The sequence below is a fragment of the Cohaesibacter haloalkalitolerans genome (assembly GCF_003574655.1).
Classification (GTDB): domain Bacteria; phylum Pseudomonadota; class Alphaproteobacteria; order Rhizobiales; family Cohaesibacteraceae; genus Cohaesibacter; species Cohaesibacter haloalkalitolerans.
The window spans coordinates 108,770-123,913 of the sequence record NZ_QNUM01000005.1; the positions used below are offsets into that span (position 1 = coordinate 108,770).

At 58.4% G+C, this 15,144-nt stretch carries 15 protein-coding genes; 14 read left to right on the forward strand and 1 reads right to left on the reverse strand.

Annotated features, from left to right (window positions below):
- From DSL70_RS13570 to phnN, 12 genes are all read left to right on the forward strand, one after another.
- Positions 1 to 1,137, forward strand: a complete 1,137-nt coding sequence (locus DSL70_RS13570) for a carbon-phosphorus lyase complex subunit (RefSeq protein ID WP_119308492.1) — start codon at positions 1 to 3, stop codon at positions 1,135 to 1,137.
- Positions 1,134 to 2,081 (forward strand): alpha-D-ribose 1-methylphosphonate 5-phosphate C-P-lyase PhnJ, encoded by a 948-nt coding sequence (locus DSL70_RS13575; RefSeq protein WP_119308493.1) that lies wholly within the window; start codon positions 1,134 to 1,136, stop codon positions 2,079 to 2,081. The genes DSL70_RS13570 and DSL70_RS13575 overlap by 4 nt, the downstream gene beginning before the upstream one ends.
- Positions 2,082 to 2,182: 101 nt before the next feature.
- Positions 2,183 to 2,959, forward strand: a complete 777-nt coding sequence (gene phnK / locus DSL70_RS13580) for a phosphonate C-P lyase system protein PhnK (RefSeq protein ID WP_119308804.1) — start codon at positions 2,183 to 2,185, stop codon at positions 2,957 to 2,959.
- A gap of 9 nt (positions 2,960 to 2,968) precedes the next feature.
- On the forward strand, positions 2,969 to 3,748 hold the full coding sequence (gene phnL / locus DSL70_RS13585) for a phosphonate C-P lyase system protein PhnL (protein ID WP_119308494.1): 780 nt from the start codon (positions 2,969 to 2,971) through the stop codon (positions 3,746 to 3,748).
- A gap of 87 nt (positions 3,749 to 3,835) precedes the next feature.
- On the forward strand, positions 3,836 to 4,501 hold the full coding sequence (locus tag DSL70_RS13590; RefSeq protein ID WP_119308495.1) for a DapH/DapD/GlmU-related protein: 666 nt from the start codon (positions 3,836 to 3,838) through the stop codon (positions 4,499 to 4,501).
- Between the two features lie 220 nt (positions 4,502 to 4,721).
- A complete protein-coding gene (gene phnC, locus DSL70_RS13595; protein WP_119308496.1) occupies positions 4,722 to 5,567 on the forward strand; it encodes a phosphonate ABC transporter ATP-binding protein in 846 nt (281 codons plus the stop codon).
- Between the two features lie 81 nt (positions 5,568 to 5,648).
- Positions 5,649 to 6,563, forward strand: a complete 915-nt coding sequence (phnD, locus tag DSL70_RS13600) for a phosphonate ABC transporter substrate-binding protein (RefSeq protein ID WP_119308497.1) — start codon at positions 5,649 to 5,651, stop codon at positions 6,561 to 6,563.
- A 183-nt stretch (positions 6,564 to 6,746) separates the two neighbouring features.
- On the forward strand, positions 6,747 to 7,706 hold the full coding sequence (gene phnE / locus DSL70_RS13605) for a phosphonate ABC transporter, permease protein PhnE (protein WP_119308498.1): 960 nt from the start codon (positions 6,747 to 6,749) through the stop codon (positions 7,704 to 7,706).
- Between the two features lie 11 nt (positions 7,707 to 7,717).
- Positions 7,718 to 9,274, forward strand: coding sequence for a phosphonate ABC transporter, permease protein PhnE (phnE, locus tag DSL70_RS13610; protein ID WP_119308499.1), 1,557 nt, complete (start codon positions 7,718 to 7,720; stop codon positions 9,272 to 9,274).
- Positions 9,275 to 9,393: 119 nt separating this feature from the next.
- Positions 9,394 to 10,083, forward strand: a complete 690-nt coding sequence (locus tag DSL70_RS13615; RefSeq protein WP_119308500.1) for a DUF1045 domain-containing protein — start codon at positions 9,394 to 9,396, stop codon at positions 10,081 to 10,083.
- 35 nt (positions 10,084 to 10,118) lie between these two features.
- Positions 10,119 to 11,273, forward strand: coding sequence for an alpha-D-ribose 1-methylphosphonate 5-triphosphate diphosphatase (locus tag DSL70_RS13620; protein ID WP_119308501.1), 1,155 nt, complete (start codon positions 10,119 to 10,121; stop codon positions 11,271 to 11,273).
- Positions 11,274 to 11,292: 19 nt separating this feature from the next.
- Positions 11,293 to 11,907, forward strand: coding sequence for a phosphonate metabolism protein/1,5-bisphosphokinase (PRPP-forming) PhnN (gene phnN, locus DSL70_RS13625; protein ID WP_245418210.1), 615 nt, complete (start codon positions 11,293 to 11,295; stop codon positions 11,905 to 11,907).
- Positions 11,908 to 11,967: 60 nt separating this feature from the next.
- Here phnN and DSL70_RS13630 read toward each other — a convergent pair whose 3' ends face one another.
- Complete coding sequence (locus DSL70_RS13630) at positions 11,968 to 12,582, reverse strand: hypothetical protein (protein ID WP_162916697.1); 615 nt, start codon at positions 12,580 to 12,582, stop codon at positions 11,968 to 11,970.
- Between the two features lie 610 nt (positions 12,583 to 13,192).
- Between DSL70_RS13630 and DSL70_RS13635 the strand changes: the two genes are divergently transcribed.
- Positions 13,193 to 14,215, forward strand: coding sequence for an ABC transporter permease (locus DSL70_RS13635; RefSeq protein ID WP_205563261.1), 1,023 nt, complete (start codon positions 13,193 to 13,195; stop codon positions 14,213 to 14,215).
- A 2-nt stretch (positions 14,216 to 14,217) separates the two neighbouring features.
- Positions 14,218 to 15,135 (forward strand): ABC transporter permease, encoded by a 918-nt coding sequence (locus DSL70_RS13640; RefSeq protein ID WP_425359362.1) that lies wholly within the window; start codon positions 14,218 to 14,220, stop codon positions 15,133 to 15,135.
- Positions 15,136 to 15,144: the final 9 nt, after the last annotated feature.

The following is a 15,144-nucleotide window of genomic DNA, read 5'->3' on the forward strand; positions in this document are numbered from 1 at the left end:
ATGTATGTAGCTGTAAAAGGCGGCGAAGCCGCCATCAAGGCCGCCCACGAATTGCTGGCGGACAGGCGCCGCGGTGATCGCTCGTTGCCCGCCATCACGCTGGAGCAGATCACCGAACAGATGGCTCTGGCTGTTGACCGCGTCATGAGCGAGGGCGCTCTCTATGACCGGGAGCTGGCCGCATTGGCCATCAAGCAGGCCCGCGGTGACATGATTGAAGCCATCTTCCTGATGCGCGCCTATCGCACCACTTTGCCGCGCCTTGGCTATTCCCAACCGATCGACACCGGTAAAATGACCATCGAGCGCCGCATTTCGGCAACCTTCAAGGACTTGCCTGGTGGCCAGATCCTCGGGCCGACCTTCGACTATACGCACCGTTTGCTCGACCCATCGTTGGCAACGGATGAAGCTGTGCCCGAGCCGCAGACAATAGAGCAGGCGGAAGATCTCGCCGACGAGCCTATGCCCCGCGTTTCCGATCTGATTGCGGGCGAAGGGCTGATGGAACCGGATAGCGCTGCGCCGCAATACGGCAGCGATTGGGATGAGCCGGGTGACCTGACGCGCAAGCCGATGCAGTTCCCCATGGAGCGGGATCTGCGCCTGCAGGCCCTGTCACGCGGGGATGAGGGCTTCCTGTTGTCACTGGGCTATTCGACACAGCGCGGTTTTGGCCGCAGCCACCCCTTTGCCGGAGAAATCCGCATCGGCGAAGTGGATGTCGAGATGGAGGTGCCGGAGCTCGGATTTGCCGTCTCGCTTGGGCGCATTCAGGTCAGCGAGTGCCAGATGGTCAACCAGTTCAAAGGGTCAAAGACCGTGCCGCCGCAGTTCACCCGTGGTTACGGGTTGGTGTTTGGCCAGTCCGAGCGCAAGGCCATGTCGATGGCCCTGTGCGACCGCGCCTTGCGGGCAAGGGAACTGGATGAAGACATTCTCGCGCCCGCGCAGGACGAGGAATTCGTCATCTCCCATGCGGACAACGTTCAGGCCACAGGCTTCGTTGAGCATCTCAAGCTGCCCCATTATGTCGACTTCCAGGCCGAACTGAAGCTGGTGCGTCGCATGCAATCGGAATTCTTTAAGGCCAATTCGCACAAGGATGCGGATGAGGAACAGGAGGCGGCTCAATGACGTCCGCGACCCTTCATGACATCGAGGCGCAGCAGGGCGCCATCGCCGACTACAACTTCGCCTATCTTGATGAACAGACCAAGCGCATGATCCGCCGGGCCATCCTCAAGGGCATCGCCATTCCCGGCTATCAGGTGCCCTTTGCCAGCCGCGAAATGCCCATGCCCTATGGCTGGGGCACCGGCGGGGTGCAGGTGACCGCCTCCATCATTGGCCCGGATGACACCCTCAAGGTGATCGATCAGGGGGCGGACGATACCACCAACGCGGTGTCCATCCGTGCCTTCTTTGCCCGGATGGCCAAGGTCAGAACGACGACCCACACCGCCGAGGCAACCGTCATCCAGACCCGCCACCGCATTCCGGAAGAACCGCTGCACGAGGGACAGGTGATTGTCTTTCAGGTGCCGATCCCGGAACCACTGCGCTTTCTGGAGCCGCGCGAGACCGAAACCCGCAAGATGCATGCGGTGGAAGACTATGGCCTCATGCATGTGAAGCTCTATGAGGACATCGCCCAGAAGGGGCACATCGCCACCAACTACGCCTATCCGGTGAAGGTCAAGGGGCGCTACATCATGGACCCGTCGCCGACCCCGAAATTCGATAACCCGAAGATGCACCGGAGCGAGGCATTGCAGCTTTATGGCGCCGGGCGCGAGATGCGCATCTATGCCATCCCACCCTATACCGATGTCGTGAGCCTCGATTTCGAAGACTATCCTTTCGAGATACAGCATTTCGAAGAACCCTGCGCTCTTTGCGGGGGGACGGACGTGTTTCTCGATGAGGTCATTCTTGATGATCAGGGCGGGCGCATGTTCGTCTGCTCGGATAGCGACTATTGCGAAGACCGCCGCGCCCATGGCCACCGCGGCTCCCTGTCGCCGGACATTCTGGACGGCGCATCAGCGGATGGCGACAAGGAAGGAACGGAAGCATGACAGCCTGCAATTCTGGCCATATGGAGACGTCCCCCATGAACAAGGCACATACAAGCGATCACCTGCCGAAGTCTTCCCTCGTTCCACCGCGTCCCATGGATTTGAGCGAGAAGCCGCTGCTGCAGGTGCGCTCGGTTTCGAAATACTATGGCCGCCGGGTCGGCTGCGAGGATATCAGCTTTGATCTCTGGCCCGGTGAGGTGCTGGCCATTGTCGGGGAATCCGGTTCGGGCAAGACCACGCTGCTCGATTGCATTTCCACCCGCATGACCCCGACATCCGGCATGGTCAACTATCGCATGCGCGACGGCACCATGCGTGAGGTGTTCCGGCTGGGTGAAGCGGAAAAGCGCTTCCTGATGCGCACCGACTGGGGCTTCGTCCATCAAAACCCGGCCGATGGTCTGCGCATGACGGTGTCCGCCGGGGCCAACGTCGGGGAACGCCTGATGGCGATTGGCAAACGTCATTATGGCGATATCCGCGAGACCGCCGCAGACTGGCTGGAACAGGTCGAGATCGCTCGGGACCGGATCGATGACCAGCCGCGCGCCTTCTCCGGTGGCATGCGCCAGCGCTTGCAGATCGCCCGCAATCTGGTGACCGGCCCGCGCCTTGTCTTCATGGACGAGCCGACCGGCGGTCTTGATGTGTCGGTGCAGGCGCGCCTGCTTGACCTCTTGCGCGGACTTGTCGCCGAGCTGGGGCTGGCCGCCATTGTCGTGACCCACGATCTGGCCGTCGCCCGTCTTTTGTCCCACCGGATGGTGGTCATGAAAGAGGGGCGGGTGATCGAAACCGGCCTTACTGACCGGGTGCTCGATGATCCTCAGGCGCCCTATACCCAACTTCTCATCTCGTCCATACTTCAGGTCTAGGAGCGAAGGATGCCAGATACCATTTCTTCCATCGTCAAGACGACCCCGGTGCTGATGACCGATGTCGCCAAGAATTTTGTCATGCATCTGCGCGGGTCGGTGACCATTCCCGTGGTCTCAGGGGTCAACTTCGCCCTGCGCGCCGGTGAATGCGCCGTTCTCGGTGGCCCGTCCGGGGTGGGCAAAAGCTCCATCCTCAAGATGATCTACGGCAATTACAGCGCCGACTGCGGGCAGATCATGGTCGCCTATCGCGACACGATGATCGACATCGCCAAGGCCGAACCGCGCACCGTCCTTGCCATCCGCCGCGAGACGGTTGGTTATGTGAGCCAGTTCCTGCGCGCCATGCCGCGGGTTCCCGCGCTTGATGTCGCTGCCGAGGCGCTGGTCGGGCAGGGGGAAGGCCTCGCCGAGGCGCGCCTCAAGGCTGGTGAAATGCTCGCCCGCCTCAACCTGCCAGAAACCCTGTGGCAGTTGCCGCCAGCAACCTTTTCCGGTGGCGAGCAGCAAAGGGTCAACATCGCCCGCGGTTTCCTCACCGATCACCCTGTGCTGCTGCTTGATGAACCGACCGCCTCGCTGGATGCTGCAAACCGCGCGGTTGTCATCGACCTCATCCGCGAGAAGAAGAAAAAGGGTGTGGCGATGCTGGGGATCTTCCATGACGAAGACGTGCGCGAGCAAATCGCTGATGCCATCATCGATGTTGCCCATTTTGCCGAGCGGGCAAAGAGAAAGGGCCAGAGCCAAGGGGCGATGGTTGGCAGGCCTTTGGAATTGACCTGAGCTGGTCCTGATTGAAGGGCACATCATCATCTGGGCGCAGACCGATAGCACGGGGCGACAATCCAACCCATCCGGAGTATAGACACCATGAACAACGACAATCACTCGGGCGAGAATGGCACGGAGACGCCACCGAAAAAGCTGCACAAGCTCGGCGTTGCACCGACCATTCACCCCAACGCCGAAGTGACCGGCTCCACGCTTGGTCGCTATACCGAGGTGGGAGACCGGACGCTGATCTCCGAAAGCACCCTTGGCGACTATTCCTATATCGAGCGCGATGGCAATATCTGGTGTGCCACCATCGGCAAGTTCGCCAATATCGCACAGGCGGTGCGGATCAACGCCCCCAACCATCCCTATTGGCGGGCAACCCTGCATCACTTTACCTACCGGGCCAATGCCTATTTCGACGATTGCGAGCAGGAAGAAAGCTTCATCGACTGGCGCCGCGATCATCGTGTGACGATCGGACATGACGTCTGGATCGGCCACGGCGCAACGATCCTGCCCGGCGTAACCATCGGCGATGGCGCGATCATCGGGGCCGGTGCTGTGGTCAGCCGTGACGTGCCCGACTACATGATCGTCGGTGGCGTCCCGGCCAATCCGATCCGCTCGCGCTTTTCGCCGGAAATCATTCGTGACCTCAAGGATCTGGCCTGGTGGGACTGGTCACATGCAGCCCTCCGAACTGCTCTTGACGATTTTCGCAGTCTGTCGGTTGAAGCCTTTGTCGAAAAATACAAATAGACGTGATTTCAATCACTTGGATTGGCCCGTGTCACCTTGTGGAGGCGCGGGCCTTTTCTTTTAAAAACAGGTTTTGTCATGGAACTGAAATGTTCAAGACAAGCACGTGTCATATAAGGTGCGTAATCCTTCGCTGGTTAGAAGATAACATTTTACCAAAAGACCAGATGCCCGGATTTGTCGGGATTGGCCCGGAAAACGGGAATGGAAGGAAAACCTCATGCTGGAATTGACGAATGTGTCGCGTCGTTTTGGGGCAAACACGGCTGTCGATTCAGTCACCGTCTCCATTCCCCAAGGGCAGATGGTCGGTGTCATCGGCCGATCCGGCGCGGGCAAATCGACCCTGCTGAGGATGATCAATCGGCTGATCGATCCCTCGGATGGGACCATCCGTTTCGGCGACAAGAGGGTCTCCGGCCTCAAGGGGCGCGAGTTGCGCGACTGGCAACGGGACTGCGCGATGATCTTCCAGCAGTTCAACCTCGTGCCACGCCTTGATGTCCTGACCAATGTCCTGCTTGGCCGCCTCAACCACCGCAATACAATCCTCAATCTTCTCAATATCTTTTCCGCTGAAGAGCGCGCAGAAGCCCTGATGGCGCTGGAGCGTCTCGGCATCGAGCAGACTGCCTTGCAGCGGGCAGGGACCCTTTCTGGCGGCCAGCAGCAGCGCGTTGCCATCGCGCGCGCCCTGATGCAGAGCCCCAAGGTCATTCTTGCTGACGAACCGATCGCCTCCCTTGACCCGCTGAACGCCAAGATCGTGATGGACAGCCTCAGGGATATCAACGAACGCGATGGCATTACGGTTGTGACCAACCTGCATACGCTCGATACGGCGCGCACCTATTGCGAGCGCGTGATCGGCATGTTCCATGGCAAGGTCGTGTTCGACGGGCCAGCTTCGGACCTCACCAACGACGCCGTGAAAATGATTTACGGCTCGACCGAGGGGGGTGAAATCTCCGAGGCCATCACTTCCACCTCCATTCCCGTATCACCAGAAGCCAGAGGCGCAATGGTTGCCCCCATGGTTGCTGCAGAGATCGCTTCGCCAGCGTGACAGGCCAATAGTCCAACACCTAAGCCTATTTCTCGAAATGCATGAGGCCGGCAAAGACCGGCCGACATCAGGAGACGTCAAATGTTCAAGAAAATTGTTCTTGCCGCAGCTTCCATGGCTGCGCTGGTTGCCGGTGCTGCTGCTCCTTCCGTTGCAGCGGAAAAAGAATTCCGCATCGGCATTCTGGGCGGCGAAAACGAAGCCGACCGTCTGCGCAACTTCCAGTGCATGGTCGACAAGCTGCCTGAAGTTCTGGGCGTTGAAAAAGTATCGCTGTTCCCATCCGCCGACTACGATGGCACCATTCAGGGCCTGCTGGGCGGTACGCTCGATTATGCCGAGCTGGGCGCTTCCGGCTATGCCAAGACCTATCTGACCAATCCGGACGCTGTTGAGCCGATCCTGACCACGGTTCAGATGGACGGCTCCACCGGCTACCATTCCGTCATGGTTGCTCGCAAGGATTCCGGCATGACCGACGTGATGGAAATGAAGGGCAAGAAGCTGGGCTTTGCTGATCCCGACTCCACCTCCGGCTTCCTCGTTCCTTCCGTAACCCTGCCGGAAGCCATCGGCGCTCCGGTCAACGAATTCTTCGGCTCCACCGGTTTTGGTGGCGGTCATGAGAACCTCGTTCTCGAAGTCGTCAAGGGCACCTTCGATGCTGGTACCACCTGGGCTTCGGGTGTTGGCAAATTCGAAGACGGCTACACCTCCGGCAACCTGCGCAAGATGGTCGACAAGGGTATCCTGGACATGAACGATCTGGTGCAGCTCTGGATTTCTCCGCTGATCCCGAACGGTCCGGTTGTTGTGCGTTCGACGCTCGATCCGGACGTCAAGGCCAAGTTCAAGGCCTTCATGATGAATATGCCGGAAGCAGATCCGGCTTGCTTCTCTGCCATTCAGGGTGGCGACTACAAGGGCTTCACCGAAGTCAACGTCGACTTCTACAAGGCCATCATTGCCGCCCGCAAGGCAAAGATCGGCTCTTAAGAGTTCCTTTGATTGACATAGGCGTTTTGGGTGGCCCGGACATTCCGGGTCATCCTTTTCGCTTTGAACTCCACTCTTCCAAGCCACTCTCTTGTCATCGATCTGACCATCAACCGCGTCCCGTTTGGGTGTTCAGTTCAATGACAACGGCACTGGCACTATCAGGCAAGAAAGAACAAGGACATGAAATCACCCGTCAAGCTGTCTGCTGCTGGTGCAGCAACCGAGCGGCACTGGCAGGAGCTCAGCCGCAAGAGGCGCTTCTACACCTGTCTTTCTCTGGTCATTCTTCTGGTGGCGCTGTTCGGCTCGCTCTGGTTTGCCAATGAAACCAACGCAGGCAAGTTTTTCGACCGGCTGCCCTATTTCTTCGATTTCTTCGGCGACATGATCCCGCGTGATGGTTGGGAGATCTGGCGTGCCCTGTTTGACCTGCCTTCGCCCTATTTCGATGGCAGTCTGAAGTTCAACTATCCAGAGGGGCGGGTCTATCTGGTCGGGGCACTTTATATGCCCGAATATGTCTACAAGATGCTTGAGACGATCAACATCGCCATATTCGCAACGCTCATCGGCTTCTTTCTCGGCTTCGTCCTGTGTTTCCTCGCCGCCAGCAATCTGACGACGCAGAAATGGCTGCGCTTTGTCGTTCGCCGCATTCTGGAAGTGCTGCGTGCCTTCCCTGAGATCGTGATTGCCGGTTTCTTTGTTGCCGTTCTGACCATCGGCGCGGTTCCGGCGATGATTGCTGTGGCCATCCATACGGTCGGCTCGCTTGGCAAGATGTTCTTCGAAGTGGTGGAGAATGCCGACATGAAGGCGGACGAGGGCTTGCGGGCGGTTGGCGCCAACTGGGTCGAGCGGGTCTGGTTCGGTATCGTGCCACAGGTGCTGCCGAACTTCCTGTCCTATGCGCTGCTGCGGCTGGAAATCAACGTGCGTGCCTCCACCATCATTGGTGCCGTTGGCGGCGGCGGTATCGGCGAGGCGCTGCGCCTGTCGATCTCCCGCGGTCATGAAGCCAAGACGCTGGCAATCATTCTGCTGTTGTTCGTCACCATCATCGCCATCGACCAGGTCTCGGCATGGCTGCGCAAGAAGATCGTCGGCAATCAGGCCTTTGCCTTTGGCGCCAGCATGTAGGAGACGGGACCATGAACACCATTGCAGCCACAGACATGCAGGACATGATCGCGCGCTATCCGGCGGTCTTCAAACCGGGCTTCTTCAAGCGCTTTCGCGGGGCTCTGATTTTCATCGCCATTGTCATCTATGCCTTTGTCGGATCGAGCTTTCTGCACATCGGCAAGGTCTTTTCAAATGGCAACTGGGACATCGCCGGAGCCTATCTGGCCGACTGGATCTCCTATGAGGTCCGCCCGGACGTCAAGTTCGAGAATGGCTATCTGAACATCGAGTTTCCGCGCTTCTCACCGCTTGGTGCCAAACCGCAACCGGACTGGATCGTCAAGACCGTCGAGACAAAGCAGATCACCCCCGAGGCGGAAGTCTTTGAATCTGCCGCGCCCGCTCAGGCTTTCTCCTTCATGGCGCCAGACGCGCCGACGGCGGAGAAGCCAGCAGAACCCGCCAAGCCATCCTCAAGCTTTTCCTTCATGGCACCAGATGCCCCGACGGCCGAAAATCCCGCCAATGTGGGCAAATCAACGGGTGCAGCCAGGACGGAAACGAAGTCTGTGACCACACAGGCGGATATCACCATCGGCGATGGTCATGTGGTTATTGTTCCGGGGATGGTCACCATCACCCGGGGCGGTGAGACGCTGGTCATCGATGTCGAGCGTGACAAGGCTGTCCACCCGCGCGGCGCTCTGCCTGACTGGGCCCAGCAGAAATATGAAAATGAAAAGGTCGTTGCCCGCTTCGGATTCGACGGGCGCGTCGAGGTTCAGAACTACAAGGTCAAGGTTCACCACCGGTTCCTTGGTTGGGAGAATTTCATCTTCGACACCAACTCGCCCTTCTGGAACAAGAGTGCTGGCGAGGTGCTGAGCCTGATTGTCTCCGGCGATCGGATCAAGCCGGATCAGTCCAACCTCATGCTGGCTCTTGATAACTTTTTCAACAATGCGGAGTGGCAGCATGGCGACGTTTGGATCAAGCTGATGCAGACTATTGTCATGGCCTTTGTCGGCACACTGTTTGCTTCGTTGATCGCCTTTCCGCTGTCCTTCATGGCCGCCAGAAACATCACGCCCAATGGCTTCGTTAATCAGTTCATCAAACGTTTCTTCGATTTTCTGCGCTCGGTTGACATGCTGATCTGGGCGCTGTTCTTCACCCGCGCCTTCGGGCCGGGGCCGCTGGCTGGCATCTCGGCGATCTTCTTCACCGACACCGGCACTCTGGGCAAGCTCAATTCTGAAACGCTGGAGAATATCGACGACAAGCAGCGTGAGGGCGTCAAGTCGCTGGGCGCAAGCCCCGTGTTGGTGCAGCGCTATGGTGTCGTGCCGCAGATCCTGCCGGTGTTCCTGTCCCAATCGCTCTATTTCTGGGAATCCAACACCCGCTCGGCAACGATCATCGGTGCCGTCGGGGCAGGGGGGATCGGCCTCAAGCTGTGGGAAGCCATGCGCACCAATCAGGATTGGGAGAATGTCTTCTACATGGTGATCCTCATCCTGATTGTCGTCTATGTGTTCGACACGATTTCCAACAAGCTGCGCTCCAAGCTGACCAAGGGTTGAGGCCTGGCCTCAGCTGCGCAACGAGCCAGAGAAAACAACGGCTGGGGCAATCTGAAATTTGCCCCAATCCGCCGACAGAGTGTCCGTCAAGACACCACACCGAATGAAGGAACCAGTCCGTGCCCCGCTACGCCATCTTTTACGCACCGCTTGCCGAAGACCCACTCAACAAGGCTGCCGCCGAATGGCTGGGCAGGGATGTCTTTACTGGCAAGGCGCTGGAGTGCCATTCGCCGGTGGAAGGCCTTGATGATGACACCTTTGCGGCTCTCGTCTCTGACGCCCGTCGGTATGGCTTCCACGGAACCCTCAAGGCACCCTTTGAGCTTGCAGGGGGCAAGACCATCGAGGAATTGGAAGTTGCGCTTGCAAGCTATGCCGCCACGCTCCAGCCCTTCCTGCTGCCAAGATTTGTCATCGGCCAGTTGGGGGCGTTTTTCGCCCTGAGACCGGCAGACCCCTCTGCCGAACTCAAGCAATTGGCTTCCAGCCTCGTACAGGAGTTCGATGGCTTCCGCGCACCGCTTGAAGAAAAGGACATAGCCCGCCGCAACCCGGATCGGCTCACCGAGAGCCAGCGGCACAATCTCTTGACATGGGGCTACCCTTATATTTTCGACGATTTCCGCTTCCACATGACACTGACCAACCCTGTGCCCGATGCGCTGGCCCCGGCTTTTGCCGAAGCGCTGCAGGCTCATTTTGCCTCGACCATCGCCGAGCCGCGCGCACTCCTCTCCCTCTCTCTTTACGAAGAAGCTGAACGCGGCGCCCCGTTTGTTGTCCGCCAGCAGGTCCGGATTGGATAGTGCCGTCAGTTTGGCGACAAAGGATATTTGAAACGATGAAGAACGATTTGCTTTTGAAGAATGCTGCCATTGTCACGCGGGATGAGATTATTCACGGTCACGTCCACATCCGTGACGGCATGATTGATGACATTGCCGAAGGGGCATTGACGCCCGCTCTGGACAGGACCGCTGAAGACATGGACGGAGAGTATTTGCTGCCCGGCTTCGTCGAGCTGCACACCGATCATGTCGAGGGCCACTATGCGCCGCGCCCGAAGGTGCGCTGGAGCGCCATGGCCGCCGTGTTGTCCCATGATGCCCAGATTGCCACGTCTGGCATCACGACCGTATTCGACGCCCTGCGTGTCGGCATCGATCATGACGCTGATCTTAGCTATGACGACATGAAGACCATGGCCGACGCCTTCCAGCGCGGTGTTGATGAAGGCACCCTGAGGGCTGATCACTTCATCCATCTGCGCTGTGAAGTCTCCGCTGATGACTGCCTGACGGCCTTCCACCAGTTCGACAAATACGACCTCGTCAAGCTGGTCTCGGTCATGGATCATGCCCCCGGCCAGCGCCAGTTCGTCGATATCGAGCAATATGCCGTCTACTACAAGGGCAAGCTGAAGATGTCTGATCAGGATTTCCGGGAGATGTGCAAGCGCCGCTCCGCTGCATCCGAGCGCAATTCTGACCGTCACCGCACGGAAATCGCCAACATCTGTCGCGAGCGCGGTGTCATTCTGGCGTCGCACGATGACGCGACCAATGCCCATGTCGAGGAATCTGTCCGCCACGACGTGCATGTGGCCGAATTCCCCACCACCATAGAAGCGGCCAGGGCTTCCCATCAGGCCGGGCTTGCCGTATTGATGGGCGCGCCGAACATCGTGCGCGGTGGTTCGCACTCGGGCAATATCGCTGCCAGCGATCTGGTGGATCTTGGTGTGCTCGACATTCTGTCATCGGACTACATCCCGTTCTCGCTAGTGCAGGCCGTCTTCCGGCTCGCCGATCAGGACCAGAAACTGAGCCTGCCTGAAGCCGTCCGTCTCATCTCCGACACCCCGGCCAAGGCGGTGGGGCTTGATGATCGGGGGGCGATCGAAATCGGCAAGCGGGCCGATCTGGTGCGCGTCCGGAAATCACGCAACACGCCGGTCATCCGTCAGGTCTGGCGTACCGGAGCACGGGTTGCCTGAGGTGATGGGTAGAGAAAGAATGCTGGAGGCAGCGGATATGGGCAGGGAAAGCCGACAAGAGAAGGCCGTTTGCATGAACGGCCGTTTCATTCTGCTCGTCGGCCCCAGTGGGGCCGGCAAGGACAGTCTCTTGGATTATGCCAAGGCAAGGCTCAAGGACGACCCGCGCATCCTGTTTGTCCGTCGCTGCATCACCCGCCAGCAGGGGGATCCGTCAGAGGACCACGAAAGCATGAGCATCGTCGACTTCCAGAAAGCCGAGATGCAGGGGCGGTTTGTCATCTCATGGGGCGCACATGGCCTCTATTACGGGCTGCCAGTGTCGATGCTGGACCATCTTGCCAAGGGGGGCGTTGCCATCGCCAACGGCTCGCGCAAGACCATACCGCAGCTTAAACCCCGCTTTCCCGACCTCATGGTGGTCAATCTGACCGTCGAGGCCGACATATTGGCTCGGCGCCTTGCCCAAAGGGGCAGGGAGAGCGCCCAAGAGATCGAAAAACGCCTGCAGCGGACAAAGGCGCTCGCCGGTGACGACCTGTTCGGCGAGGAAACCGTGCATCTTGACAATTCCGGCTCTCTTTCCGTCGCGGGAGAAGCCTTGGTCGATCTCTTGCGGCAATGGGCTGATTAGGGCAGGGCTGTTCGGCTGTCATACAGGTTGATCTGACCCGATTGCCCCTGATCGTGTGGTCTATTCCTGACCAAGAGGGGCATGAAACGCCCAGGGGTCGGCGGAAAACTGTGCAACGATGGCATCCATGATGACATCGGCATTTTCCAGCGCTCGCAGAAACACCGGCCCGATGACCGCAGCGGATTCTTTCTGACCCCGGCTTTCAAACTGCAACTCCAGATCATGGACCTGCCCGTTCGGCTGCAGCGAGGCACTGGAGAGGCGATACTGATCGGCCCGCACATCGAGGGCCCCGGCACCCTCGGGCAGAACGATCAACCGTTGATCGGTTAGGGCATAATGGATTCTGGTGGATTTTGGCGCTGGCATTTGCAGATCGAAATATCGGCGCGTCAGATGCAGCCACAGATATCCGGTGATCGAGAAGACGATGGACATGATGGCAATGGCCATCGGTCTGTCTGGGGAGCCGTTGTGAAGGGATGCGCTTTTCATGACGACAAGCGCTGAAACGAGGCTGGCCAGAACCGTCAGGGCCGAGATCAGCAGAAGCGGGCGAAGGCTGCGCGCGTGCCCTTCCGCCAGATCCCAGTTTGGCGATGCACTCCATTCCAGTCGCTCATCACCGTAAAGGGCTTCCGCAACGGGATTTTCTTTGGTTGTTTCTTCCATCTTGCCCGCTTCCGCCATTCACAATGCAAAATCCCGAACAGGCAGCGGATGACGCCGCATGTCCCGATCCTGTGACACGTTTTATCTGAGGTGGCGGGCAGTTTGGTCAAAACGCACTACACCCACCTAGTTTATAATAAACCAAAACTAGCACATTTTGGATGGAAACCACCTCATTTGTGCGAAATTGTGCAAATTTCGGTATAATATTTAGAGCTTTGGTTACTTTCCTGAAGTCTGCATCAGCCTTGTCCGCTTTCTGATGACATTTGCTTTTTGGGTGTTGCCATCTCCGCCAAAACCACCTCCGCGAGTTGTTTGGTCTGGTGACAACCTGATTGATGGAGGTGCGCCCGGTATATGGTGGCAAGTGAGTCGCGGCAAGGCGTTTAGAGGGGGTGCACGTTTCCTTAAGGTGGAGTGCAAATGCAGCCAAGGCCAGACCGCCACACAGACTCCCACATAGATTGCATGCGGAACCATCACCTTCCTTGGACCGCATCGGCTTCAGCCTTGACAAGCTTCAATCTGTATGACAGAAATTGAAATTAATATGACAGAAAGCAAACTGAGCCTGATGCTCGGCGGTTTGCATCATGGGAGGAGCCACATGATTGCGTACAAGAGCCAGGTAAGAGCGGCTGTGTCCAAGGCGGGCACGATTGCTGTTACCCTTCTGGGTCTTCTTACACTGACATTCATCATTGGCAGGGTCATGCCCAATGACCCGGTGCGTGCCATCGTGGGGGAAGAGGCAACGCGCGAAGTCTATGAGAATGTCTATCGGCAGCTTGGTCTTGATCGCCCCATGTGGGAGCAGTTCTACAAATATCTGCATGATGTGGTCACGCTGGATCTGGGCAATTCGGTTCGCACCGGACAGCCTGTGCTGGAAGACATCATCCATGTCATGCCCGCCACCATCGAGCTGGCGTTGTTCGCCATTATCATCAGTGCGACCCTCGGTGTAACACTGGGCATGGTCGCCGCCGTCAACAAGGACCGCTGGCCGGATCATCTCATCCGCGTTTTTAGCCTGATGGGCCATTCCATGCCGATCTTCTGGACCGGGATGATCGCGCTCATCGTCTTCTATGCAAAACTTGGTTGGGTTGGCGGTTCTGGCCGCATGAGCCAGTTCTACATTGGGCTTGAACCCAACGCGACAGGCTTCCTGTTGCTCGACAGTGCCATGGCCGGTGAGTGGGACATCTTCCGCAGTGCGCTGCAACACATCATTCTGCCAGCTTCCCTGCTGGGCTATTCCTCTGCTGCCTTCATCACCCGTATGACCCGCAGCTTCATGCTCGATCAGATCAATCAGGAATATATCACCACGGCGCGCGTGAAGGGCCTCAGCCAGTGCCAGACCATCTGGTTTCACGCCTTCATCAACATCCGCGTCCAGCTGATAACCATTGTCGCGCTGGCATTCGGCACCTTGCTCGAAGGCTCCATTCTCATTGAAACCGTGTTTGCATGGCCGGGCTTCGGCTCCTATCTCGTCGGCAACCTGATGATTGGCGACATGAATTCCCTGATGACCTGCGTGTTGATAGTCGGACTTATTTTCACGGTGCTGAACCTGTTGTCCGACATCCTCTATCGCGTGTTTGACCCGAGGACCCGTTAATCATGACTGATCTCAATATGACACCCGGCGTCAAGCCCGCAGCACAGAAGTCAAAAGCAGCAAAAGCCCAGTGGCTTGTCTCGACGCAAAATCTGGTGCTGTTCCTGCTGAAAAACCCGACCTCGGCCTATGGCCTGTTCGTTCTTGCCCTGCTGATCATTCTTGCGTTCATCGGTCCGCTGCTGGCGACTCATGATCCCTATATTCAGGACTTGCAGAACGCCCTGCAGGCACCAAGTACCGCCCATTATTTCGGCACCGACGAACTGGGGCGCGACATCTACAGCCGCCTCTTGTATGGCACACGCATCTCGCTGACCATCATCGGCATCGTCTCGGTGATTGTCGGCCCGATTGGCCTCGCCATTGGCACGGTTGCTGGCTACCTCGGGGGCAGGGTGGATACCGTCCTGATGCGGATCACCGATATCTTCCTGTCGTTCCCCTCGCTGATCCTGTCGCTGGCGTTTGTTGCCGCTCTGGGGCCGAGCCTCTACAACGCCATCATCGCCATTTCGCTGACGGCATGGCCGCCGATCGCCCGCCTTGCCCGCGCCGAAACGCTGACCTTCCGCCAGACCGACTATATCGCCGCTGCTCGCTTGCAGGGGGCATCTAGCTTCCGCATTATCTGGCGCTCAATCGTGCCGATGTGCCTGCCGTCGGTGATCATCCGCCTGACCCTCAACATGGCGGTCGTGATCCTTACCGCCGCCGGTCTCGGCTTCCTCGGCCTTGGTGCCCAGCCGCCGCTGCCCGAGTGGGGTGCCATGATTGCTTCTGGCCGTCGCTACATGATCGACAGCTGGTGGGTGGTAACCTTCCCCGGCATCGCCATCTTCTGTGTCTCTCTGGGCTTCAACCTGCTTGGAGATGGCCTGCGCGATGCGCTCGACCCCAAACAGCTGAACCGGAGATAGACAGATGCA